Source organism: Streptomyces lincolnensis, from assembly GCF_001685355.1.
In the GTDB taxonomy this organism is placed as follows: Bacteria; Actinomycetota; Actinomycetes; order Streptomycetales; family Streptomycetaceae; genus Streptomyces; species Streptomyces lincolnensis.
Genome location: NZ_CP016438.1, coordinates 1,753,214 through 1,774,282, shown reverse-complemented (window position 1 = coordinate 1,774,282; position 21,069 = coordinate 1,753,214). Strand labels below are relative to the sequence as shown.

Annotated in this window: 19 protein-coding genes and 1 pseudogene; 8 read left to right on the top strand and 12 right to left on the bottom strand. The window is 73.1% G+C overall.

Going from position 1 to position 21,069, the window contains the following annotated elements; translation table 11 throughout:
* Positions 1-63 precede the first annotated feature (63 nt).
* The 3 genes from SLINC_RS07800 (at position 64) to SLINC_RS07790 (ending at position 2,011) form a co-directional block, all read left to right on the top strand.
* Positions 64-543 (top strand): rhodanese-like domain-containing protein, encoded by a 480-nt coding sequence (locus SLINC_RS07800; protein WP_067428305.1) that lies wholly within the window; start codon positions 64-66, stop codon positions 541-543.
* Between the two features lie 43 nt (positions 544-586).
* Positions 587-1,096, top strand: a complete 510-nt coding sequence (locus tag SLINC_RS07795; RefSeq protein WP_067428302.1) for an immunity 21 family protein — start codon at positions 587-589, stop codon at positions 1,094-1,096.
* A 69-nt stretch (positions 1,097-1,165) separates the two neighbouring features.
* On the top strand, positions 1,166-2,011 hold the full coding sequence (locus tag SLINC_RS07790; RefSeq protein ID WP_067445142.1) for an SDR family oxidoreductase: 846 nt from the start codon (positions 1,166-1,168) through the stop codon (positions 2,009-2,011).
* An 85-nt stretch (positions 2,012-2,096) separates the two neighbouring features.
* On the opposite strand, the gene SLINC_RS07785 is transcribed toward SLINC_RS07790, so the two are convergent.
* The 5 genes from SLINC_RS07785 to SLINC_RS07765 form a co-directional block, all read right to left on the bottom strand.
* Complete coding sequence (locus SLINC_RS07785) at positions 2,097-3,785, bottom strand: DUF885 domain-containing protein (RefSeq protein ID WP_067428300.1); 1,689 nt, start codon at positions 3,783-3,785, stop codon at positions 2,097-2,099.
* Positions 3,786-3,867: 82 nt separating this feature from the next.
* Positions 3,868-5,121 (bottom strand): GNAT family N-acetyltransferase, encoded by a 1,254-nt coding sequence (locus SLINC_RS07780; protein WP_225988279.1) that lies wholly within the window; start codon positions 5,119-5,121, stop codon positions 3,868-3,870.
* Positions 5,122-5,268: 147 nt separating this feature from the next.
* A complete protein-coding gene (locus tag SLINC_RS07775; protein WP_067428296.1) occupies positions 5,269-6,843 on the bottom strand; it encodes an alkaline phosphatase D family protein in 1,575 nt (524 codons plus the stop codon).
* 153 nt (positions 6,844-6,996) lie between these two features.
* Entirely contained in the window at positions 6,997-8,520 is a 1,524-nt protein-coding gene (gene pdxR, locus SLINC_RS07770) for a MocR-like pyridoxine biosynthesis transcription factor PdxR (protein ID WP_079164449.1), read from the bottom strand.
* A 923-nt stretch (positions 8,521-9,443) separates the two neighbouring features.
* Positions 9,444-10,283 carry an alpha/beta fold hydrolase gene (locus SLINC_RS07765; protein ID WP_067428294.1) on the bottom strand — a complete coding sequence of 280 codons (840 nt, stop codon included), beginning with the start codon at positions 10,281-10,283 and terminating at the stop codon, positions 9,444-9,446.
* A gap of 195 nt (positions 10,284-10,478) precedes the next feature.
* On the opposite strand from SLINC_RS07765, the gene SLINC_RS07760 reads away from it, so the two are divergent.
* The gene (locus tag SLINC_RS07760) at positions 10,479-11,363 is read left to right on the top strand and encodes an RNA polymerase sigma-70 factor (RefSeq protein WP_067428292.1); all 885 of its coding nucleotides are present in this window, start codon (positions 10,479-10,481) and stop codon (positions 11,361-11,363) included.
* 202 nt (positions 11,364-11,565) lie between these two features.
* Positions 11,566-12,330: a GntR family transcriptional regulator gene (locus SLINC_RS07755; protein WP_067428290.1), complete on the top strand. Its 765-nt coding sequence runs from the start codon at positions 11,566-11,568 to the stop codon at positions 12,328-12,330.
* A gap of 128 nt (positions 12,331-12,458) precedes the next feature.
* Here the strand turns inward: SLINC_RS07755 and SLINC_RS07750 are convergent, their stop codons facing one another.
* The 3 genes from SLINC_RS07750 to SLINC_RS07740 all read right to left on the bottom strand — a co-directional run bounded on the left by SLINC_RS07750 (position 12,459) and on the right by SLINC_RS07740 (position 15,569).
* Positions 12,459-13,616, bottom strand: a complete 1,158-nt coding sequence (locus SLINC_RS07750; RefSeq protein ID WP_067428288.1) for an ROK family protein — start codon at positions 13,614-13,616, stop codon at positions 12,459-12,461.
* A gap of 121 nt (positions 13,617-13,737) precedes the next feature.
* On the bottom strand, positions 13,738-14,400 hold the full coding sequence (locus SLINC_RS07745; RefSeq protein WP_067428285.1) for a response regulator transcription factor: 663 nt from the start codon (positions 14,398-14,400) through the stop codon (positions 13,738-13,740).
* A gap of 14 nt (positions 14,401-14,414) precedes the next feature.
* Positions 14,415-15,569, bottom strand: coding sequence for a sensor histidine kinase (locus SLINC_RS07740; protein ID WP_067428283.1), 1,155 nt, complete (start codon positions 15,567-15,569; stop codon positions 14,415-14,417).
* Between the two features lie 108 nt (positions 15,570-15,677).
* Between SLINC_RS07740 and SLINC_RS07735 the strand changes: the two genes are divergently transcribed.
* The 3 genes from SLINC_RS07735 to SLINC_RS07725 all read left to right on the top strand — a co-directional run bounded on the left by SLINC_RS07735 (position 15,678) and on the right by SLINC_RS07725 (position 17,837).
* Positions 15,678-16,598 (top strand): ATP-binding cassette domain-containing protein, encoded by a 921-nt coding sequence (locus tag SLINC_RS07735; RefSeq protein WP_067428281.1) that lies wholly within the window; start codon positions 15,678-15,680, stop codon positions 16,596-16,598.
* 2 nt (positions 16,599-16,600) lie between these two features.
* Positions 16,601-17,323 carry an ABC transporter permease gene (locus SLINC_RS07730; RefSeq protein ID WP_067428279.1) on the top strand — a complete coding sequence of 241 codons (723 nt, stop codon included), beginning with the start codon at positions 16,601-16,603 and terminating at the stop codon, positions 17,321-17,323.
* 67 nt (positions 17,324-17,390) lie between these two features.
* The gene (locus tag SLINC_RS07725) at positions 17,391-17,837 is read left to right on the top strand and encodes a hypothetical protein (RefSeq protein WP_067428276.1); all 447 of its coding nucleotides are present in this window, start codon (positions 17,391-17,393) and stop codon (positions 17,835-17,837) included.
* 69 nt (positions 17,838-17,906) lie between these two features.
* Here SLINC_RS07725 and mug read toward each other — a convergent pair whose 3' ends face one another.
* From mug to SLINC_RS07705, 4 genes and pseudogenes are all read right to left on the bottom strand, one after another.
* Positions 17,907-18,455, bottom strand: coding sequence for a G/U mismatch-specific DNA glycosylase (gene mug, locus SLINC_RS07720; protein ID WP_079165088.1), 549 nt, complete (start codon positions 18,453-18,455; stop codon positions 17,907-17,909).
* Positions 18,452-19,894, bottom strand: a complete 1,443-nt coding sequence (gene purB / locus SLINC_RS07715) for an adenylosuccinate lyase (RefSeq protein WP_067428274.1) — start codon at positions 19,892-19,894, stop codon at positions 18,452-18,454. The genes mug and purB overlap by 4 nt, the downstream gene beginning before the upstream one ends.
* A 59-nt stretch (positions 19,895-19,953) precedes the next feature.
* Positions 19,954-20,136 (bottom strand): annotated as a pseudogene (locus tag SLINC_RS07710) (DUF4326 domain-containing protein); the annotation flags it as partial.
* Between the two features lie 51 nt (positions 20,137-20,187).
* Complete coding sequence (locus SLINC_RS07705; protein ID WP_067428272.1) at positions 20,188-20,991, bottom strand: SGNH/GDSL hydrolase family protein; 804 nt, start codon at positions 20,989-20,991, stop codon at positions 20,188-20,190.
* Positions 20,992-21,069: the final 78 nt, after the last annotated feature.

Genomic DNA, 21,069 nt, shown 5'->3' with positions numbered 1-21,069 from the left:
ATCAAACGGAACGCCGGGGATCGCCCATTCATCCGCCGGGTCACCGGCCGTAGTTTTAGGGCCATGACCACTGCTTTCACGGTGAACCCCGTTCTGCGCACCGCGCCCGCCGCACCGGCCGAGGCCGCCGCCCACTTCCGCGCGAGCCTCGTCTTCCACGCCGACGTCTCCGACGTGGCCGCCGTGCTCGCGGCCGACGGCGACCCCGGCTTCGTCGTCCTGGACTCCCGGTCCACCGCCTCCTGGGACCAGGGCCACATCCCGGGTGCGATCCATCTCCCGACCGCCCTCATCCCCGAGCAGGCCGAGCGACTGCTCGACAGGTCGGTGCCGGTCGTGACGTACTGCTGGGGGCCCGGCTGCAACGGCGCCACCCGCGCGGCCCTCGCCCTGGCCGAACTCGGCTACCAGGTCAAGGAGATGCTCGGCGGGTTCGAGTACTGGGCGCGCGAGGGCTTCGAGTTCGAGACCTGGGAGGGGCGGCGGCGCCGCGCGGCCGATCCGTTGACCGCACCGGAGGACGCCGAGGACTGCGGTTGCTGAGACCGGCGGCGGGAAGGCTTTGCAAGCGTGTAGGTTCTGCCGCATGGTGCGATACGCGGAACCGGGCGCGGTGGAGTGGGTCGAGTCGGGCGGCGGTCCGCTCATAGCCGTACCGGAGACGGTCCTGCCGTTCTGGGCCGGGGCCGACGGGGACGAGACCGTCTCCGACTACGACCGGGCCTGCGAGGTGGACGGGCGCGTCGGCCTCCTCCCCGTCGGGGACTCCGCGGCCCTCGTCCTCGGCGACGAACCCGCCTCCACCTCCTACCTGCCCGAGCACCGCGCCTTCGTACGGTGGGGCGCCGCGGACTCCGAGGACGAGCTGCTGGCCGGTGTGGACAAGGCCCTCGCCACCGCGGTCTGGGAGGCCGAGGTGCACTGGACGGTCCCCGGCCCCGTCGTGCTCTTCGACGCCGCCTGGCCGGGCAACGACTGTGTGCGCACCGACCACTTGAAGGTCGCCCTCGATCCGGGCAGATACGCGGTGCGCGCCGCCCAGGTGCAGCCGGGCGCCGAGACCTGGCTGGGGCTCGTGCAGCTGCGCCGGCTCTGAACCCGGGTGGGCGAGACGGGCCGGAAAAGCGCGTGCGTCACCGTCCGGCCGACGCCCATCATGATCCGCATGCCACGACTTCCCCACCCCACCCCCGAAGAACTGCGCCGCGATCCGCTGCCCCTGCGCGGCCGCACCGCCCTGGTCACCGGCGCCAGCAGGCGCGGCGGCATCGGCCATGCCGTGGCCCGGCGCCTCGCCGCCTACGGAGCGAGTGTCTATCTGCACCACCATGTGCCGCACGACGCGGGTCAGCCCTGGGGCGCCGACCGCCCCGAGGACGTGGTCGCCTCCGTGCGTGAGGCCCTCGGCGACCCCGATGCCGAGGTGCTCGCGGGACCCGGTGACCTGTCCGACCCGGCCGCCCCCGCCGACCTGATCGCCACCGCGGCCTCGGCGCTCGGCGGACGGCTCGACATCCTCGTCGCCAACCACGCGCAGAGCGGCCGCGACGGCAGCCTCGACGAGATCGACGCGGCGATGCTCGACACCCACTGGGCGGTCGACACCCGCTCGGTGATCCTGCTCGTCCAGGCGTACGCCCGGCTGCGGGCCGCGCTGCCGCCGGGCACCCCGGGCGGGCGCGTGATGATGATGACCTCCGGCCAGGACATCGCGGGCGGCATGGCGTGGGAGCTCGCCTACGCCCTCCAGAAGGGCGCCCTCGCCTCCGTCACCCGCTCCCTGTCGACCGCCCTGGCCGAACACGCCGTCACCGTGAACACCGTCAACCCCGGCCCGGTGGACACGGACTACATGACGGGCGAGGACTACGACACCGTCGCCGCGATGTTCCCCGCCGGCCGCTGGGGCATGCCCGACGACCCGGCCCGCCTCATCGCGTGGCTCGCGACGGACGAGGCGGGCTGGATCACCGGGGAGGTCATCAACTCCGAGGGAGGTTTCCGGCGTTGACCACAGCTCGGAGTTGATCACGGCTCGGCATTGATCACAGCCGGGCATTGATCACAGCCGGGCGCTGATCACAGCCCGGCGTTGGTCACAGCTCCGACAGCTCGTCCACGAGGTCGTCCAGACCCAGCGAGCCCTGCGAGAGGGCCGCCATGTGCCAGGCCTTGAGGTCGAAGGCGTCGCCGTGCCGCCGCCGCGCGTTCTCCCGGCCCAGCAGCCAGGCCCGCTCGCCGAGCTTGTAGCCGATGGCCTGCCCCGGCATCGACAGGTAGCGGGTCAGCTCGCTCTCCACGAAGTCCGCCGGCCGGCTGCTGTGCGAGCCGAAGAACTCCTGCGCCAGCGCGGGAGTCCAGGTCTCGCCGGGGTGGAAGGGCGAGTCGTCCGGGATGGTCAGCTCCAGGTGCATGCCGATGTCGATGATGACGCGCACGGCACGCATCATCTGCGCGTCCAGGTAGCCGAGCCGGCGCTCCGGGTCCGTCAGGAAGCCCAGCTCGTCCATCAGCCGCTCCGCGTACAGGGCCCAGCCCTCGGCGTTGGCGCTCACCATGCCGACGCTCGCCTGGTAGCGGGAGAGGTTCCCGGCCACGTGCTTCCACTGCGCCAGCTGGAGGTGGTGGCCGGGCACACCCTCGTGGTACCAGGTCGACACCAGGTCGTAGACCGGGAAGCGGGTCTCGCCCATCGTCGGCAGCCAGGTGCGGCCCGGGCGGGAGAAGTCGTCGGACGGCGGGGTGTAGTAGGGGGCCGCGGCGCCGCCCGGAGGGGCGATGCGCGACTCCACCCGGCGCACCCGCTCGGCCAGGTCGAAGTGGGTGCCGTCGAGGGCGTCCATCGCCTCGTCCATCAGGCCCTGGAGCCACTCGCGGACCTCGTCGACGCCCTCGATGTGCGTGCCGTGCTCGTCGAGATGGGCCAGCGCCACCCAGGGCGTGGCCGCGCCCGGCAGGATCTTCTCGGCCTCCGCCCGCATCTCGCCGAGCAGGCGGTGGTACTCCGACCAGCCGTACGCGTACGCCTCGTCCAGGTCGAGGTCCGTGCCGTTGAAGTAGCGCACCCAGCGCGCGTACCGCTCCCGGCCCGCCACGTCGGGGGCGCCCTCGATCGCCGGCGCGTACACATCGCGCGTCCAGTCGCGCAGCCGTACGACGGCCTCGGTGGCCGAGCGGGCCGCGGCGTCGAGCTCGGAGCGCAGGGACTCGGGGCCGGCGGCCGCGTAGACCTCGAACCAGCCGCGTCCCTCGCCGGCGTCCGCCCACTCGCCGAGCTGCTCCACGAACGTGGCGGTGGCGCGCGGCCCGCCGTACAGCTTGCGTTCCAGGCCGAGGGCCAGGCACTCGCGGTACCCCTCCAGCGCGGCCGGGACCGCGCGCAGCCGGTCGGCGATCGCCGTCCAGTCCTCCTCCGACTGAGCCGGCGTCACGGTGAAGACCTGACGCACCGCGTGCGCGATCGAGCTCAGATTGCTGACGGAACGCAGGCTCTCGTCGGCGGCGTGGACGGTCAGTTTCGCGTTCAGCCGCTCGCGCAGCAGCCGGGCGCAGCGCCGCTCGATGTCGCTGTCCGCGGCGGGCTGCCGCTCCGCCTCGTCCAGGCGGGCCAGCGTCCGCCGCGCCAGCTCGGCGAACGCCTCCTGCCCCGCGGGCGAGGTGTCGGGCAGTCCGCTCGAACTCTCCCGCACGCCGAGGAACGTACCGGTGATCGGGTCGAGGGCGACGAGCTCCTCGACATAGGCGTCGGCGATCTCACGGGGCAGCGGGCTCTTGATCTCAGACATGCGGCCATCCTCGTACGAGGACGGCCGACACGTCAGCCCGGTTTACCGGGCCTTGTCCTGGTGCAGGCACCGGGGCGCCCTTTCAGGTGCGCGTGGCCGTATCGACGTGAAGTTCCTCCGCACCGGAAAGCCGCTCCTCGACCCCCAGCCGCGCGGTGATGACGAGCGTCCCCTCCTCCACCTGATAGTCGAGCGGCAGTCCGAGCCCCCGCATCGCCGCGACCATCCCGGTGTTGGAGGACTGCGTCACCGCGTACACGCTCACGCAGCCCGCCTCGACGGCCATCCCCACCAGCCGCTCCAGCAGCTCACGCCCGATCCCGCGCCGCTGCCACGCGTCCTCGACGAGCAGCGCCACCTCGGTCTCGTCACCGTCCCACAGCAGATGACCGAGACCGACGATGCGCCCGGAGGCGGTCCGTACGGCGAGGGTGCGGCCGAAGCGCGGACTGAGCAAGTGGTTGAGATAGCGGTCGGCGTCGCCGATCGGCCCGTGGTAGCGCATGCCCAGCGTCCGCGCCGAGCAGCGCTCGTGCATCGCCTTGGCGGCCGCCTGATCGCCCGTGTCGGCCCGGCTCACGGTGATGTCGTTGCCCTCCGGCAGCGTCAGCACGTCCTGGCCGCGCGGCATGCGCGGTCCGAGCCGCGCGTCCAGCTCCACCAGGGCACGTGCCCGGGCGAACTCGGTCGGGGTGAACGGCAGATGCGGCCGCTCCACGGTGATCACTCCGCCTTCCGGCGCGCGCAGGCGCATCACGGTGTCCTCCAGAACGCCCTCCACCGGAACGGTCCCCGGACCCCGGCCCGGGCCGGCCACCGGAGTGGCGGGCAGCGACCGTATGGTGCAGCGGCCGAGCAACTGCCGCAGGGCCAGGGGAAGTTCGGCCGCGTCCAGCGCGGTGCGGGTGGCCAGGCCCAGGACCCGGGTCGGCGCGTCCACCAGGTCGTGGGCGTCCCCCCGCTCGATCCAGGTGTCCCTGCCGCCGGCCAGGGCGACGGCCCGCGTGATCTCGTCGGCCGCCGCCTCGGCCGGAGCCCGCAGCAGGAACTCGTCCACCGTGCCGTCGGCCAGCGGGTGCGTCTGGAGGCTGAGGATGTCGACCCGATGCCCGGCGAGGGCCGCGCACAGGACGGCCAGCGACCCCGGCTCGTCCTTCACCGTGGTCCGCATCCGCCACAGCGTGCTCTCCCCGGGCCCGGCCTGCCCTTCCGTCGGCAGCGGCCGGGCGCCGGTATCGCCCGTCGGCGGCGCATGACCGTGGCGGCGTGTCCACCAACTGTGGAACGCCGCCACGCAGCGGGAGGACAGGTACGCCACACGCGTCACATCAGACATGTCTCGAGTCATGCAGCCACTGTGAAGGAAGGGTGTTGCGTGATCACGAACGCATTGTGACCGACCGGTAAAGTGCGCGGTTCCGTACCTTTTGTTGTTTTTTCTACGATGGTGATGTCGATCTCAGTGCAGGTTCCGGCGTCGGCGTCACTGACCGACCCGGCCCGGCTGGAGCACCTGCGTGAACAGCACGGTCCCGTCCTGCTCGCGCAGCCGCACCGTCAGTTCCCCGCTGCCGCCGTCGATGTCGACCTCGCCGAAGAACTGGTAGCCCTCGGCCGGGGAGACGTTCGCCACAGTCGGCGCCTTGACGAAGACCCGGTCCGGGCCGAAGGTGCCGTCCAGAGTGTTGGCCGGGAAGGCACCCGCGTTGAGCGGCCCCGAGACGAACTCCCAGAACGGGGCGAAGTCCTTGAAGGCGGCCCGCGAGGGGTCGTAGTGCTGGGCCGAGGTGTAGTGGACGTCGGCCGTCAGCCACACCGTGCCGGTGATCCGCCGGTGCTTGATGAACCGCAGCAGTTCGGCGATCTGGAGCTCACGGCCGAGCGGCGCCCCGGGGTCGCCCTGCGCCACCGCCTCGATGTTGGGCTTGCCGTCGCCGGTGTCCGGTACGACCAGGCCGAGCGGCATGTCGGAGGCGATCACCTTCCACACCGCCCGGGAGCGGGACAGCTCGCGCTTGAGCCACTCCAACTGCTCGCGGCCCAGGATGCCGACCGGGTCGGTGCTCTGGTCGTCGGGCGAGTTGGCGTTGCGGTAGGTGCGCATGTCCAGGACGAAGACGTCCAGGAGCGGGCCGTGGTGCTGCACCCGGTGGACGCGGCCGCTCGGGCGGCGCAGCGTGGAGATCGGGAAGTACTCCGAGAACGCCTGCCGGGCGCGGGCGGCCAGCACGTCGACGCGCTTCTCGGTGTACCGGGTGTCGCCGAGGATCTCGCCCGGGTACCAGTTGTTGGTGACCTCGTGGTCGTCCCACTGGATGATCGAGGGGACGCGGGCGTTGAAGGCGCGCAGGTTCTCGTCCAGCAGGTTGTAGCGGAAGTTGCCGCGGAACTCCGCGAGCGTCTCGGCGACCTTCGCCTTCTCCTCGGTGGTGATGTTCCGCCAGATCCGCCCGTCGGGCAGCGTCACGGACCCGGTGAGCGGGCCGTCGGCGTAGATGTTGTCGCCGCTGCACAGGAAGAAGTCGGGGTCGAGCCCCGCCATCGCGTCGTAGATCCGGTAGCCGCCGAGCTCCGGGTTGATGCCCCAGCCCTGCCCGGCCAGATCGCCCGACCAGACGAACCGCACACCGTCACGCCGTTTGTCCGAGACGGTGCGGAAGGTGCCGGTGACGGGTTCGCCGGTGCGGCGCGGGTCGTCCGGGTCGGCGAGCAGCACGCGGTAGTGGATCTGCTCGCCCGAGGGCAGTCCGCAGACCTGGGTGGTGCCGGTGAAGTCCGTGCCCGAGCCGAGCAGCGGTCCGTGCCATCTGCGCGGGTTGCGGAACGACTCGGTGGCGGACGTCTCGACGATCATCCGGGCCGGGCGGTCGGACCGCACCCACACCAGGCCGGAGTTCGCGGTCACGTCTCCCGTCTGCACACCCCAGGCCGCCTCGGGACGCCCGGACCGGGCGAAGGCCGGCGCCGCGCCGGCCGCGGTGGGCAGGGTGAGGGCCGCCGAGGCGGCCAGGGAGCCGCGCAGAACGCTGCGACGACCGGGGAGCGGACGGTGGGACATGGATGCGCCTCCAGGGACGGGATCCGGCCAGTGTGCAGTGCCACACCTACTGGTCCGGCGCAGCGCACACGGAAACCACAAGTGAACAACTGACCGCGGCGACGGGGGAACTCGCGTGCGAATCCCCGGGCGCGGCGACTGCGGGCGCCCCGGTCACCCGGTGACCGCCTCGGCCATCATCCGTACGCCGTCCCGGATCCGGCCGGGCGACAGGTGCGCGTACCCCAGCACCAGGCGTACGTCCCTCTTGTCGTCGCCGGTGTGCGGTTCGCAGGCCCCGCTCCCGGCGCCGAGGTGCAGACAGTCCGCCAGCGCGCGTACGGCGACCCCGGCCGCGGCCACGTCCGCGAGGAACCGTTCCTCGGGGCCGTAGCGCTCCGGCAGCGTGGCGATGACGTGCAGGCCGGCGGCGATCCCGGACACCTCCGCGCCGGGGAAGTGGTCCTCCAGCGCGCCGACCAGCGCGTCCCGCCGTTCCCGGTAGGCGCGTTGGCAGCGGCGCAGCTGGCGGTCGTAGTCCCCGCGCTCCACGAACCGGGCGAACAGCGCCTGGTCGAGGGCGGGGTGACCGAGGTCGAGGGTGCGCTTGCGGACCGCCACCTCCTCGACCAGCGACTCCGGTACGAGCAGCCAGCCCAGCCGGAGCCCCGGGGCGAGGGACTTGCTGACCGAGCCGGTGTAGGCCACGTGCTCCGGGTCGAGGCCCTGGAGCGCGCCCACGGGAGCGCGGTCGTAGCGGAAGTCCCCGTCGTAGTCGTCCTCCAGGACCAGGCCGTCCACGGACCGGGCCCAGTCGAGGAGTTCGGCGCGCCGCCGCGCGGAGTAGGCCACCCCGGTGGGGTACTGGTGGGCGGGGGTCGCCACGACGGCCCGGACGCCCGAGGCACGCAGCGGTCCGAGTGCGAGTCCCTCGTCGTCCAGGGGGAGCGGAACGGTGGTGACACCGGCCGAGGCGTACAGCTCGGAGTGCTGCGGGCTGCCCGGGTCCTCGACGCCGACGGACCGCGCCCCGCGCGCGTGCAGCACGAAACCGAGCAGCGCGGTCGCCTGGGTCACCCCGGAGACGACCACGATCCGCTCCGGGTCCGCGACCACGCCCCGGCGCCGCGCCAGCAGTTCGGCCAGCGCGGTGCGCAGCCGGGGCAGCCCTCGCGGGTCGGGGTAGCCGAGATCCTGGTGGGGCAGGTCCGCCAGCACCTCCCGCTGCGCCGCCGCCCACGCGGCACGCGGGAACAGCGACAGATCGGGCGTGCCCGGCACGAAGTTCGCCCGGGTGCCCTCGGTGCGCGGAGCGAGATCACGCGCCCCTGGCCGCGCGGCCCGTACGGCATCACCCACCCAGGTCCCCGCGCCCCGGCCGCTGCGCAGGTACCCCTCCGCCGTCAACTGCTCGTACGCCTCCGTGACCAGCCCCCGCGACACCCCGAGATCCGCCGCCAGATCCCGGCTCGACGGCATCCGCGTCCCCGCCGCCAACCGCCCCGCCCGCACCGCCTCCCGCAGAGCCGCCTGAAGCGAACGCCCTCGCGCCCGGGCCGGCGCCGACGCGGCGGGAAGCAGCAACTCCCATGCGGCGGCGGAGGGATCGGCCGACGGATCGGCGGGCGGATCGGCCGACGGATCGGCGGGCGGATCGGCGGGCGGGCGGTGCGCGGGGTCCGGGTGCGAGGGGGCCATGCGAGGGGACCTTAGTCCGGGCGGTGACGGGGGGCCGCGATATTTGGCGGGGCCGGGCGGGGGGATGGTGCTCGGTGGGGTCGGCGGTGCTGGGCCGGTAGGGCCGGGGGTTTGTCGTGGGTGACGGGGGTCGGGGCTGTCCTGGGCGGCGGGACCCTGATGTGCGATGTACGGCCGGGGGTGGGGCTGTCCGGCCCGCGGGGCCGTTGGTTGCCGTGTGTGGCGGGGCCGGCGGCTGTCGTGCCCCGTGGGCCCCGGACTGTCGTGCCCGGTCGGGTCAAGGGCTGCTGGGCCGAGGGCCCGGGACTCGCCATGCCGGGGCAGTGGACCGGGGACTCGCCTCGCGCGGTGGCGTCGTGGGCTGCTGCGCGGGGTGGGGCGGGGATGCCCGGCCCCGGGGCCGGTGGTTGCTGTGTTCGGTCGGACGGGGGCCGCCATGCGAGCTGGAGCCGCGTGGGCTACTGGCCCAGCTGGGCCGGGGCGTGGCCGGCGAGACCGGTGATGTGTTGTGCGCGGCGGCTCGGGGCTGTCCGGCCCGCGGGGCCGTTGGTTGCCGTGTGTGGCGGGGCCGGCGGCTGTCGTGCCCCGTGGCGCCGGGACCGTCGTGCGAGGTCGGGCCTGGAACTGCTGGGCCGAGGGCCCGGGGCCGCCCCGCTGGGCGGGACCGGGGGCCTGCGGTGTGCGGCGGCCTCGTGGCCGGCCGACTCGGTACGGCCGCTGACTGCCGTGCTCGGTGCAGTCCGCGGCCCACCAGCGCGGGGTCGTCGTTCATCGGGGCCGGGCTGCCCGGCTCACGGGACCGCTGACTGCCGTCGAGGAGTACGCGGGCCACGAGTGCGGCGCCGTCGTTCATCGGGGTCGGGGCCGGGCCGAGGCCGGGGCTGCCCGGCTCGTGGGACCGGCCGTTGTCCCGCTCCGCCGGGTCAGCGGCTGTCGCGGCTGCCGTCGAGGAGTACGCGGGCCACCAGGGCGGGGTCGTCGTTCATCGGGACGTGTCCGCAGCCGGGGAGCCGTACGAGGCGGGCCTGGGGAATGATCTGCTTGGCGCGTATGCCCTGGCGCTTGATCAGCAGCATGTCGCGGGTGCCCCAGGCCAGGGTGACCGGGATCTCGGGGATGTCGTCGGTGAACTGGACGCCGGCACCTGCCCGGAGGGTCTCGGCGAAGCCCGTGGCCCGGGCGAGGGCGAGGGTCTCGGCGACGACCGCTTCGGGCGAACGGCGGCCCGGGCGGGCGTAGATGGTGCTCGTCAGGGCCGCACGCCCGGCCGCCGAGCGCGACAACCGCTCGACCAGCGGCAGCGGCATCCGCTCGGCGACGCGCCGCATCGTGAGGAGCACGCCGAAGGCGTAGCGGCGCTCGGCCTGGGACCAGAACCCGGCCGGGGACAGGGCGGTCACCGACCGCACGAGCTTCTCGCGGCCGAGGTCCAGGGCCAGCAGACCGCCGAGCGAGTTGCCCGCCACGTGCGGCCGGTCGAGGTCGAGGGCCTCGCAGAGGGCGCCGAACACCGAGGTGGTGGTGGACAGGTCGTAGGCGAGGCCGGCGGGCAGGCCGGGGGAGACACCGAACCCGGGCAGGTCCACGGCGATCACGTCGCGCTCGGCCGCGAGGATGTCCACCACCGGGTCCCAGGCCTGCCGGTGGTGTCCGATGCCGTGCAGCAGGAGCAGCGGCTCACCACTGCCCTTGCGGGTGTAGGAGACGGTGACCGACCGGGCGCCTTGCGCGGAGGGCACGGTGACGGAGACGGTGGCGGACATGAGGGGGCTCCTCGACAGGACAAGACCTTGCTGAACAAGACCTTGCTGACGGACACGGTGTAGACAGCTTGTCAGCAATTACTACCGGCGGGTAGCCCCTGAAGGTGGCCGACCCCGTACGTCCCGCCGAACCCCCACCGTCGCCCCGCCGCAATCGCCTGGACACGACGGCCCGGGGCGGGTTGGGATGGAGCCGTGACCACCGACACCGTGACCGACGTCTTCCAAGAACACCGCCCCGTCCTCCTGGGCGTCGCCTACCGCATGCTCGGGCGGGTCGCCGACGCCGAGGACGTGGTGCAGGAGGCCTGGCTGCGCTGGTCGGCCGCCGACCGGAGCGAGGTGCGCGAGCCGCGCGCGTATCTGGTGCGCGTCACCACCCGCCTCGCCATCGACCGGCTGCGCCAGGTCAAGGCACGCGGCGAGACCTATGTCGGCCCCTGGCTGCCCGAGCCGTACGTCACCGACTTCGGGGACACGGTGCCCGACACCGCCGAGCGGGCGGTCCTCGCCGACACCGTCTCCCTCGCCGTCCTCGTGGTCCTGGAATCGCTCTCGCCCCTGGAGCGCGCGGTCTTCGTCCTCAGGGAGGCCTTCGGCTACCCCTACGCCGACATCGCCGCGATGCTGGAGCGCGCGGAGCCGGCCGTCCGGCAGCTCGCCGGGCGGGCGCGCCGGCACGTCGAGGAACGCCGGCCGCGCTACGAGGTCGACCCCGCCCAGCGCCGCGACCTCACCGAGCGGTTCCTGGCCGCGGCCGGGGACGGCGATCTGGAGGGGCTGATGTCCTTGCTGGCGCCGGACGTCCGGCTCGTCGGCGACAGTGGCGGCAAGTCCAAGGCGCCGGTGCGGGTCATGGAGTCGGCCGACAAGGTGGGCCGCTTCGTCCTCGGTGTCGCCCGCAAGGGTGCCGTCCCGGATGTGTCCTTCCGCTACCTGGAGCTCAACGGCGGGCCCGCGCTGCTGATCCTCTCGGGGGACAAGCCCGACTCCGTCGTCCAGCTGGATGTCGTCGACGGGCTCATCCAGTCCGTGTACATCATCCGCAACCCCGACAAGCTGGGATCCCTGCCCGTCTGACGCACCGTGCCGCCCCACGGAGAGCCGCTTCGAGAACACTCCGTGAACGCTCCGCGCATCTGATTTCGTGAACGTTCACGGGGATCGAGGATTGGTATTGACCAAGGGTGGGGGCCGCCTTATGGTCACAGAGAAGTGCAACAACCTTTAATAAACAAGGGCGCTAAAACGCCGCCGGACCACGGCGATTGCGGAGGACAGGGTGGGGACCACGCAGCTGGAATCGGTACCGGAACCGAAGTACTGGCATCTCAAGACCGTGCTCAGTGAAGCACTGGACTCCGAATTCTCCGTGGGCGAGATCCTGCCCAACGAGCGCGATCTCGCCGCCCGTTTCGGCGTCGCCCGCGCCACGCTCCGGCAGGCCCTGGAACAGCTCGAACTGGAGGGCCGGCTCCAGCGCCGCCGCGGAGTCGGTACGACGGTCGCCCCGCCCCGCGTGGGTGTGGCCGTCGGCGGCTCGGAGCAGCACGACTGGCCCGGTGCGACAGGTGACACGTGGCAGCCCGTCGACTGCACGCTGGAGGTGCCGCCCGCCGCGGTGGCCGCCGCCCTGGAGACCGGCGCCGACCGGCCCGTGCACACGCTGCGGCGCTCCCGCACGAGCAACGGCCAGCCGGTCGCCGCCGAACTGCTCTACGTCGCCGAGGCGTCGGTGCCCGATCTCTCGGCCATAGACGCGCCTTCCGGTGCGGCACGCGCGCGTGCCGTGCTGCGCGAGTTGCAGCGTCTGGAGCTGGAGGGCCGGGAGAACGCCGTCGAGCTCGGCTCCGCCCGCGCCGACGATGCCAAGGAACTCGACCGACTCCCGGGCGCCCCCGTCCTCGTCGTCACCACCCGGTACTTCGCCGGGGGCCGCGTCGCCGCGATCTCCGTGGCCACGTACCGCGCCGACACCTGCCGGCTGACCTTCGGCGACTCCGGCGGCGTGGAGATCCACCAGGGACCGGAGCGCAAGGCGTCCTGACAGCCGTACTCGTACTCGTACTCGCGCTCGCGTGAGCAGCGCCCCGGACGCTTGTCCGGGGCGCTGACTCGTGAGAAGGGCCGTTCTCGGCGGAGCCGAGCAGCCCGCCGACGCGGCCCGACGCCTCGTCAGCGTCGGGCCGTCACCGTGCCCTCCACGGCGAACAGCTGCTCCTCGACGTGGTCCAGGGCCAGCCGGAGGGCGCCGGTGGCGACGGCCGCCTCGCCCAGCAGGGACAGCGTGACGTTCGGCGGGCGCAGACAGTAGCGGGCCAACTCGCGGCGCAGCGGCTCCAGTACGCCGTCCAGGCCGGCCGCCCAGCCGCCGACGACCACCAGTTCCGGGTCGAGGGCCAGCACCAGGGCCGCCACATCGTGCACCAGCCGCTGGATGAAGCGGTCGACGGCCGCGCGGGCCCGCTGATCGCCCTCCCGGGCCTGGGCGAAGACCTTGGCGACGGCCTGCTCGTCGAGCGGATGCAGCGGCTCGTCCGTGGTGGACAGCAGCGTCTCCGGGGTGACCTCGCGGCCCAGCAGATGCAGCGCCCCGATCTCGCCGGCCGCCCCGCCGTATCCCCGGTGCAGCCGCCCGCCGATCAGCGAACCGGCGCCGGGGCTCAGTCCCGCCAGCACGAACACCACGTCGTCGGACTCGGTGGCGGAACCCTTCCAGTGCTCGGCGACCGCGGCCGCGTTGGCGTCGTTCTCCACCAGGACCGGGCACTTGAAGGAGCGGCTGAGCCGTTCGCCGAGGCGCAGCCCCGTCCACTCGGGCAGCGCCGCGCACAGCCGTACGGTGCCGTCCGCCTCCACGATCCCCGGCGAGGCGACGCCCACGGCCCGCAGGGAGTCACGCGCGATGCCGGCCCGCCGCAGCAGCTCGGCCACCGCGGTGCGCAGCCGCTCCAGCCGCTCGTCCGCGGGCGCGGACTCGTCGACGTCCTTGGCGACGGCACCGAGCATCCGCCCGTCCAGGTCGGACAGCAGCGCGGCGACACGGTGCGAGCCGATGTCCAGGCCCAGCAGATGCCCGGCCTCCGCCCGGAACCGGAATCGCCGAGCGGGCCGCCCCTGCCGTCGTACGACACTCTCGTCGGCCGCCTTCTCGACGACGTACCCCGCCTCGATGAGCCCCTCGACCACGCCCTCGACGGTGGGCCGGGACAGTCCGGTCACCCGGGTGATCTCGGTCAGTGTCGCGTTGTCCGTGGCGCGCAGCGCGTGCAGCACCACCGCGGAATTGATCCTTCGCAGCAGCGAGGGATCCCCGCCGGTCAGCCGCCCCACCGTCCGTCCTCCCAGCTCGTGCGCGTGTTGGCCGGATCGTACTCGGCGCGGCGACGCCCGGCGAGTGCGCGGACGGCACCCGGTGCGTGCGCGGGAGGCACCCGGGGAGGCCGCCGCACACTCAGCCCGGCGCCACGAACCCCGACTCGTACGCCGTGATCACCGCCTGCGTGCGATCCCGCGCCCCCAGTTTCGCCAGCACCGCGCTGACGTGCGACTTGACCGTCTCGGCGCCGACGACGAGGTGCGTGGCGATCTCGGCGTTCGACAGCCCGCGGGTCATCAGCCGCAGCACCTCGGCCTCCCGCTCGGTCAGCCGGGCCCGCTCCAGCAGGGCGCGGGCCGCCCGGTTGCCGCCGTTCTCGCCGTGCTCGGCGGCCAACCGCCGTACCGAGGCCGGGAACAGCAGCGACTCGCCCTCGGCGACCAGCCGCACCGCGTGCACGATCTCGGCCGGCCGGGCCCGCTTCAGCAGGAACCCGTCGGCACCGGCCCGCAGCGCCTCGTAGACGTACTCGTCGTTCTCGAACGTCGTCACCACGAGGATCTTCGGCGGATCGTCGACCGTGCGCAGCACCGCGCGCGTGGCCTCGATGCCGTCGAGCAGCGGCATCCGTACGTCCATCGCGACCACGTCGGGCCGCAGCCGCCGCACCAGCGGGATCACCGCCGCCCCGTCGGCCGCCTCCCCGACGACCTCGATGTCGGGCTGGGCCTCAAGCACGGCCCGCAGACCGGTGCGGACCAGGGGCTCGTCGTCGACGAGGAGAACGGTGACCGGCATCCGGCCAGCGTAGATCAGCGCAACGGCAGCTCGACATGGACCTGCCAGTCACCTTCGTCCGGGCCGGTTCGCGCCCGTCCCCCGAGCAGAGCCGCCCGCTCGCGTATCCCGCGCAGGCCGCTGCCCCGCCCGGGGCCGGGTATCGGAGCGGTGAGCGGATTGCGCACCTCCAGGCCGAGGGTGCCGTCGGCGACCGCGACGCGGATCCGGACGGGCACGGCTCCCGCGTGCCGCAGCACGTTCGTCAGCGACTCCTGGAGGATCCGGTAGCCCTCGCGGGAGACCGGGCCGGGCACGGTCTCCAACGGCCCCGTCAGCTCGGCGTCCACCTTCGCGCCGGAGACCCGGGCGGACTCCAGCAGCCGGTCGGCGTCGGCCAGCGTCGGCCGGCTGCTCACCGGCCGCTCGGACTCCCGCAGGACGCCCAGCACCCGCTCCAGGTCCTCCAGCGCGGCCCTGCCGGTCTCCTCGATGGCTTCCAGCGCCCGGTCGGTGAACGCCGGATCCCCGGCCGCCCGCGCCGCGCCGGCCTGCACCACGGCGACGGTCAGCGCGTGGCCGATCGAGTCGTGCAGCTCACGGGCGATACGGGTGCGCTCCAGAAGCTGCTCGGTGCGTTCCTCCAGGGCGGCGAGGCGCTCGGCGGGGGAGGGGCCGAGGAGACGGTGGGCGAGCGCGGTGCTCAACGTGCCCATCCCGACCACCAGTCCGTAGAACGCGAGCAGCGGCAGCGGTACCAGGAGGCCGTAGGCCCAGTGCGGCGAGGCGTCGCGCAGGACCGGAACGTCGTCGGGCGCCGGCCCGGAGACGAGCTGCGCCAGCGAGACGGCCAGGACCGGCAGCCATACGGTGGCGAAGGCCGTCACCCCGCTCAGCAGCATGCGGGCTTCCAGCCACAGCACGGTCCGCAACCGGTCCCGCCAGGTGGCCGACGGCGCCACCGAGAACCCGGGCTCCCGCTCGGCCGGCGTCAGCAGCAGCCGCGCCTGCACCCCCTCGCCCCGGCGCACGGACGCGATCAGCCCGACCGGAACGAGCAGCAGCGCGGGCACCCACGGCATCGACGGCTGGACCCACAGCCACACGCTGACGATCAGCATCGGCACCCACAGGTGCAGAAAGCGCGTGTACGTCGTCCCCCGCAGCAGCGGGCGTAGGAAGCGGGCCATTCCGACATCGTGACACCCGCCACCGACAGCAGGCCTCCCCCGCGTGGGGGAGACGATCTCCACCACCGGGGGAGGCCACGGCACCGTCCCGCCCGCCAGGCTGCTGCCATGACCAGCATCGAAGTCCGAGCACTGACCAAGGAGTACGGCCCTCGACGTGCCGTGGACGCCCTCACCTTCCAAGTCCTCCCCGGCCGGGTCACCGGCTTCCTCGGCCCCAACGGCGCCGGGAAGTCGACCACGATGCGACTCGTCCTGGGCCTGGACCGGCCCACCTCGGGCACCGCCACGATCGGCGGGAGCGCCTACGCCGCCCTGCGCGAACCCCTGTGCCACGTCGGAGCGTTGCTCGACGCGCAGGCCGCGCACGGTTCCCGCACCGCCCGGGACCATCTGCGTGCCCTGGCCGCGAGCAACCGGATCCCGGTCCGCCGGGTCGACGAGGTGCTGGAGGAGGCCGGTCTGACGCCGGTCGCGGGCCGCCGGGTGCGGACGTACTCGCTGGGCATGCGTCAGCGGCTGGGCATCGCCGCGGCCCTGCTGGGCGATCCGGCCGTGGTCCTGCTGGACGAGCCGTCCAACGGCCTCGACCCCGAAGGCATCGTCTGGATCCGCGCGTTGCTGCGCCGGCTCGCGGGGGAGGGCCGCACGGTCCTCGTCTCCAGCCACCTGATGAACGAGACCGCGTCCTTCGCCGACCACCTCGTGGTCCTCGGCCGCGGCCGGCTGCTCGCCGACACCCCGCTGCGGGAGTTCATCCACGCGCGTGTGCGGCCCGGGGTGCGGATCAGGACCACGGACCCCGGGGCGCTCCACCGCGCCCTGTCGGGACACGGCCACGAGGCGGTCGCCCACGAGGACGGCCACTGGACCGTGCCGGATGCGCGCGTGGAGGACATCGGACGCCTCGCCTCGGCCGCCGGGGTGCCGATCCTCGAACTCGCCGCAGAGGAGGCCACCTTGGAGCAGGCCTACTTCGATCTGACGGCGACCGAGACCGAGTTCGCCGCCCACCACCAGGAGGCCTGACCATGGCGTTCGTTCCCGTACTGCACTCCGAGCTGATCAAGATCCGCACGCTGCGGTCGCTGGTGACGACGCTGGGCGTGATGGTCGTCGTGACGGCGGCCTTCTCAGCCCTGGGCTCGCTCGACGCGGGCGAGGAGGGGTTCGACCCGCTGTTCGCGGCGTTCTTCGGCTTCAACTTCGGCCAGCTGGCGGCGATCGCGTTCGGCACGGTGGCCGTCTCGTCCGAGCTGCGGGACGGATCCCTTCGGGGCGCGCTGATCGCCGTACCGGATCGGCGGCGGTGGTTCGCGGCCAAGGCGGTGGCGATCGCCGGGCCGTGTCTGGTCGTCGGCCTGCTCACGGGCGTCGTGAGCCTCGTCGTGGGCCGAGCGGTCCTCGGGGCGGACGCGCGGGGGCTGAGCTGGGGCGAGGGTCTGCGCGGGGTCGTCGGCTGCGGTGTCTACTTCACGCTCATGGCACTCTTCGCGGCCGGGATCACCGCGCTGCTGCGCAGCGGTGTCGCCACCCTGAGCATCCTGATCCCGTTCCTGCTGATCGTCTCCTTCGTGGTGGGTGACATGTCGAGCGGCGTCGCCGACGTCCTCCCCGACCGGGCGGGCCAGATCGTCTTCCACGAGACGTGGGACGGCAGCCTCGGACCCTGGACCGGGCTCGCGGTGACCGCGCTGTGGACGGCGGCCGCGCTGGGCGCCGGGGCATGGCGCGTGCGTGCCCGGGACGCCTGACCTGCCTGACCTCGGCGGGTGTCTGACGGCCCGCCAATTGTCAGTGGCGACCGCTTTACTGGATCACATGGACAGCGCGAAGCATCTCGCCAGGATCGACTCGCTGTGCTCCGCCGACCTCGCCGCGGAGCACGGCGGGCCGGACGTGGTCGTGGCGGGACCCGGGTACTGCGTCGTGAGTTTGGAGATCAGCCACGGGTCTCGGACGGGCGACCAGGCGGACCGCCCGGACACGGTCGACGACGTCCAGGCGTGGAAAGAGCACATCACCCTTCTCCTGGACGGCCGTTGGGGCCCGCAGCAGCTCCCGTGGGGGTTGGGCACGCTCGTGCTGCGCATCGAGCGCGGCGAGGAAATACCCGAGTCCTGGGCGACGATGAGCGCCCTGGTGGACGAGCTGAACCTCTGGCAGCCGCACGGCACGGACCGCTGGGTGGCCCTTGGCGTGGCCGACCGGGACCCGGCCGACGAGGCGCGTCTCCTCGCCCTGGTCACGGAGACGGACCCGCCGTGAGACACGGGCCACGTCACGACGGACGGGGCATGCGCGCGACTCGGCCACGGCGCTTGCTCGCGACTCGGGCTACGGCGCCTGCGCCGACACCCGCAGGCGGGCGAACTCCTCCGCCATGGTCTGCGCGGTCCAGTGCGCGTTGAGTCCGCTCGGGTTGGGCAGCACCCACACCCGGGTGTCCCCGATCGTCCGCTCCTGCGGGCCCACCTGGGCCTTGCGGTCGTCGAAGGCGGCCCGGTAGGCGGTCACCCCGACCACGGCCAGCCAGTGCGGTCGCAGCCGCGCCACCTTGAGCGCGAGCAGCCGCCCGCCCTCCCGGTACTCCTCGGCGCTCAGCTCGTCGGCCCGCGCGGTCGCCCGCGCCACGACGTTGGTGATGCCGAGCCCGTAGGACGGCAACTCCCCCTGCTCCGCCGGCTTCAGAAGCCGCGGCGTGAACCCGGACAGGTGCAGCACCGGCCAGAAGCGGTTGCCGGGGCGGGCGAAGTGATGGCCTGTCGCGGCCGTCATCAGGCCGGGGTTGATACCGCAGAGCAGCACACGGAGACCGTCCGCGACGACGTCCGGCACCAGACGGTTGCGGGCGGCCTCCAACTCCTCGGGAGTGAAGCGGGTCAGAGGATCGCTCCGGGGGTGTAGCCCGCGGCCTCGGGGTGCTGCTTCACGATCTCCTCGATCCGTCCGACGACCACGCCCACCTGGTCGGCGGCCGCGCCCGTGAAGGACAGCTTGTCGGCCATCAGCTCGTCCAGCTGGGCGCGGTCGAGCGGGAGGCGTCCGTCGGCGGCCAGCTTGTCGAGCAGTTCGTTGCGCTCGGCACCCTGCTCGCGCATCGCCAGCGCGGAGGCGACGGCGTTCTCCTTGATCGCCTCGTGGGCGACCTCGCGGCCGACACCCGCCCGCACCGCGCCCATGAGGACCTTGGTGGTGGCGAGGAACGGCAGATAGCGGTCCAGCTCGCGGGCGACGACGGCCGGGAAGGCGCCGAACTCGTCGAGCACGGTCAGGAACGTCTCCAGCAGACCGTCCAGCGCGAAGAACGCGTCCGGCAGCGCGACCCGGCGCACCACCGAGCAGGACACGTCGCCCTCGTTCCACTGGTCACCGGCCAGCTCGCCCGTCATGGACGCGTATCCGCGCAGGATGACCATCAGGCCGTTCACGCGCTCGCACGACCGCGTGTTCATCTTGTGCGGCATCGCGGAGGAACCGACCTGGCCCGGCTTGAAGCCCTCGGTGACCAGCTCGTGCCCCGCCATCAGCCGGATCGTCTTGGCCAGCGACGAGGGCGCCGCCGCCACCTGCACCAGCGCGGTGACGACCTCGTAGTCCAGCGACCGCGGGTAGACCTGGCCGACCGAGGTGAACGCCTGCGAGAAGCCCAGGTGCCGAGCGATGCGCTGCTCCAGGTCCGCCAGCTTCGCCGCGTCCCCGCCGAGCAGGTCCAGCATGTCCTGGGCGGTGCCGACCGGGCCCTTGATGCCGCGCAGCGGATAGCGCCCGAGGAGCTCCTCGACCCGGCCGTGGGCCACCAGCAGCTCGTCGGCCGCCGTGGCGAACCGCTTGCCGAGGGTGGTGGCCTGCGCCGCCACGTTGTGGGAGCGGCCGGCCATGACCAGCTCGCCGTACTCCCCGGCCAGCTTGCCCAGGCGCGCCAGCACGGCCACCGTGCGGTCGCGCATCAGCTCCAGCGAGAGCCGGATCTGGAGCTGCTCGACGTTCTCGGTGAGGTCGCGGGACGTCATGCCCTTGTGCACGTGCTCGTGCCCGGCGAGGTCGTTGAACTCCTCGATCCGCGCCTTCACGTCGTGCCGCGTGACCTTCTCGCGCTCGGCGATCGAGGCCAGGTCGACGGTGTCCAGGACACGCTCGTAGTCGGCGATCGCCGCGTCCGGCACCTCGATCCCGAGGTCCTTCTGGGCCCGCAGCACGGCGAGCCAGAGCTGCCGCTCCAGCTTCACCTTCTGCTCGGGCGACCAGAGCGTGGCGAGCTCGGCGGAGGCGTAGCGTCCGGCGAGGACGTTGGGGATGCGGGGCTTGGCGGGAGCGGAAGTCACGTGGACGGATTCTACTGGCGATTCGTGCAGGCCAGCGCAACGGGGGTGTTCGTCGGAACCTACGAAACCTCCCGAGGCGGGGCCTCCGCTAGTTCCGCCAGGACATCGGCGTGGCACAGCTCGGGCGCACACCAGCAGGCCAGGGCCTTGCCGCGGAGGCCGGGCAGCAGGGCGAGCGGATCCGGCCGCGCCGGCAGACGGGCCCGGTACGCGGCCATGACCTCCGCCCGCGTCCCGCCCCGCTACTCGTGGATCCGGCCCCGGACGTTGATCACCCGCGTGGCCATGCGCGGTTACGCCGACGGCCCCGCGGACGGCGGCGTCGGCCCCTCGTACGGCAGCAGCTCGGGTCGCTTCGGGGGCAGGCCGTCGCCCGAGGAGCGGCCGGTGAGGCGGCGGGCGATCCAGGGCACCAGGTGCTGCCGGGCGAAGCGGGCGTCCGCGATGCGGCGGGCGGTCCATCCCGGTGGCGGGGTCAGGGGCAGCGGGGTGCGCCACTCGGTGTCCTCGGGCTCGTAGCCGAGCCCCTGCCAGACCGCTTCGGCGACCCGGCGGTGTCCCTCGGCCGACAGATGCAGCCGGTCCACGTCCCACAGCCGCGGGTCACCCAGCGAGGGCGCCCCGTAGAGGTCCACGACCAGCGCGCCGTGCTTCTCGGCGAGTTCCTCGACGCAGACGAACAGTTCCTCCATGCGCGGCCGGAAGCGCTCCAGGACCGGGCCCTGACGGCCCGGGCTGCGCATCAGCACCAGCTGTTCGCAGGACGGCGCGAGCCGCTCCACGGCCTCGGTGAGCAGCGCGCGCACCCGGCCCATGTCGCACTTGGGGCGCAGGGTGTCGTTCAGCCCGCCCACCAGGGTGATCACGTCGGGCCGCATGGCCGCGGCCACCTCGACCTGCTCGGCGACGATCTGCCCGATCAGCTTGCCGCGCACCGCGAGATTGGCGTAGCGGAAGCCGGGGGAGTGGGCCGCCATCCGTCCGGCGAGCAGGTCGGCCCAGCCCCGGTAGGTGCCGTCGGGCAGGAGGTCCGACATGCCCTCGGTGAAGGAGTCGCCGACCGCGACCAGGCTGGTGTATGTGGGATTCGTCTGCATGGCGACGGAAATGGTATCCCGAGGCGCATACCCGGCGGTCGGTCGGCCCGGACGTCCGGCCACATCCTCACCGGCACC

Bases quoted from the DNA above. Each gene is read 5' to 3' on its own strand.
- SLINC_RS07800 (WP_067428305.1), top strand. From the start codon at position 64: ATGACCACTGCTTTCACGGTGAACCCCGTTCTGCGCACCGCGCCCGCC.
- SLINC_RS07795 (WP_067428302.1), top strand. From the start codon at position 587: ATGGTGCGATACGCGGAACCGGGCGCGGTGGAGTGGGTCGAGTCGGGC.
- SLINC_RS07790 (WP_067445142.1), top strand. From the start codon at position 1,166: ATGCCACGACTTCCCCACCCCACCCCCGAAGAACTGCGCCGCGATCCG.
- SLINC_RS07785 (WP_067428300.1), bottom strand. From the start codon at position 3,785: ATGTCTGAGATCAAGAGCCCGCTGCCCCGTGAGATCGCCGACGCCTAT.
- SLINC_RS07780 (WP_225988279.1), bottom strand. From the start codon at position 5,121: ATGTCTGATGTGACGCGTGTGGCGTACCTGTCCTCCCGCTGCGTGGCG.
- SLINC_RS07775 (WP_067428296.1), bottom strand. From the start codon at position 6,843: ATGTCCCACCGTCCGCTCCCCGGTCGTCGCAGCGTTCTGCGCGGCTCC.
- pdxR (WP_079164449.1), bottom strand. From the start codon at position 8,520: ATGGCCCCCTCGCACCCGGACCCCGCGCACCGCCCGCCCGCCGATCCG.
- SLINC_RS07765 (WP_067428294.1), bottom strand. From the start codon at position 10,283: ATGTCCGCCACCGTCTCCGTCACCGTGCCCTCCGCGCAAGGCGCCCGG.
- SLINC_RS07745 (WP_067428285.1), bottom strand. From the start codon at position 14,400: ATGCCGGTCACCGTTCTCCTCGTCGACGACGAGCCCCTGGTCCGCACC.
- SLINC_RS07740 (WP_067428283.1), bottom strand. From the start codon at position 15,569: ATGGCCCGCTTCCTACGCCCGCTGCTGCGGGGGACGACGTACACGCGC.
- SLINC_RS07735 (WP_067428281.1), top strand. From the start codon at position 15,678: ATGACCAGCATCGAAGTCCGAGCACTGACCAAGGAGTACGGCCCTCGA.
- SLINC_RS07730 (WP_067428279.1), top strand. From the start codon at position 16,601: ATGGCGTTCGTTCCCGTACTGCACTCCGAGCTGATCAAGATCCGCACG.
- SLINC_RS07725 (WP_067428276.1), top strand. From the start codon at position 17,391: ATGGACAGCGCGAAGCATCTCGCCAGGATCGACTCGCTGTGCTCCGCC.
- SLINC_RS07705 (WP_067428272.1), bottom strand. From the start codon at position 20,991: ATGCAGACGAATCCCACATACACCAGCCTGGTCGCGGTCGGCGACTCC.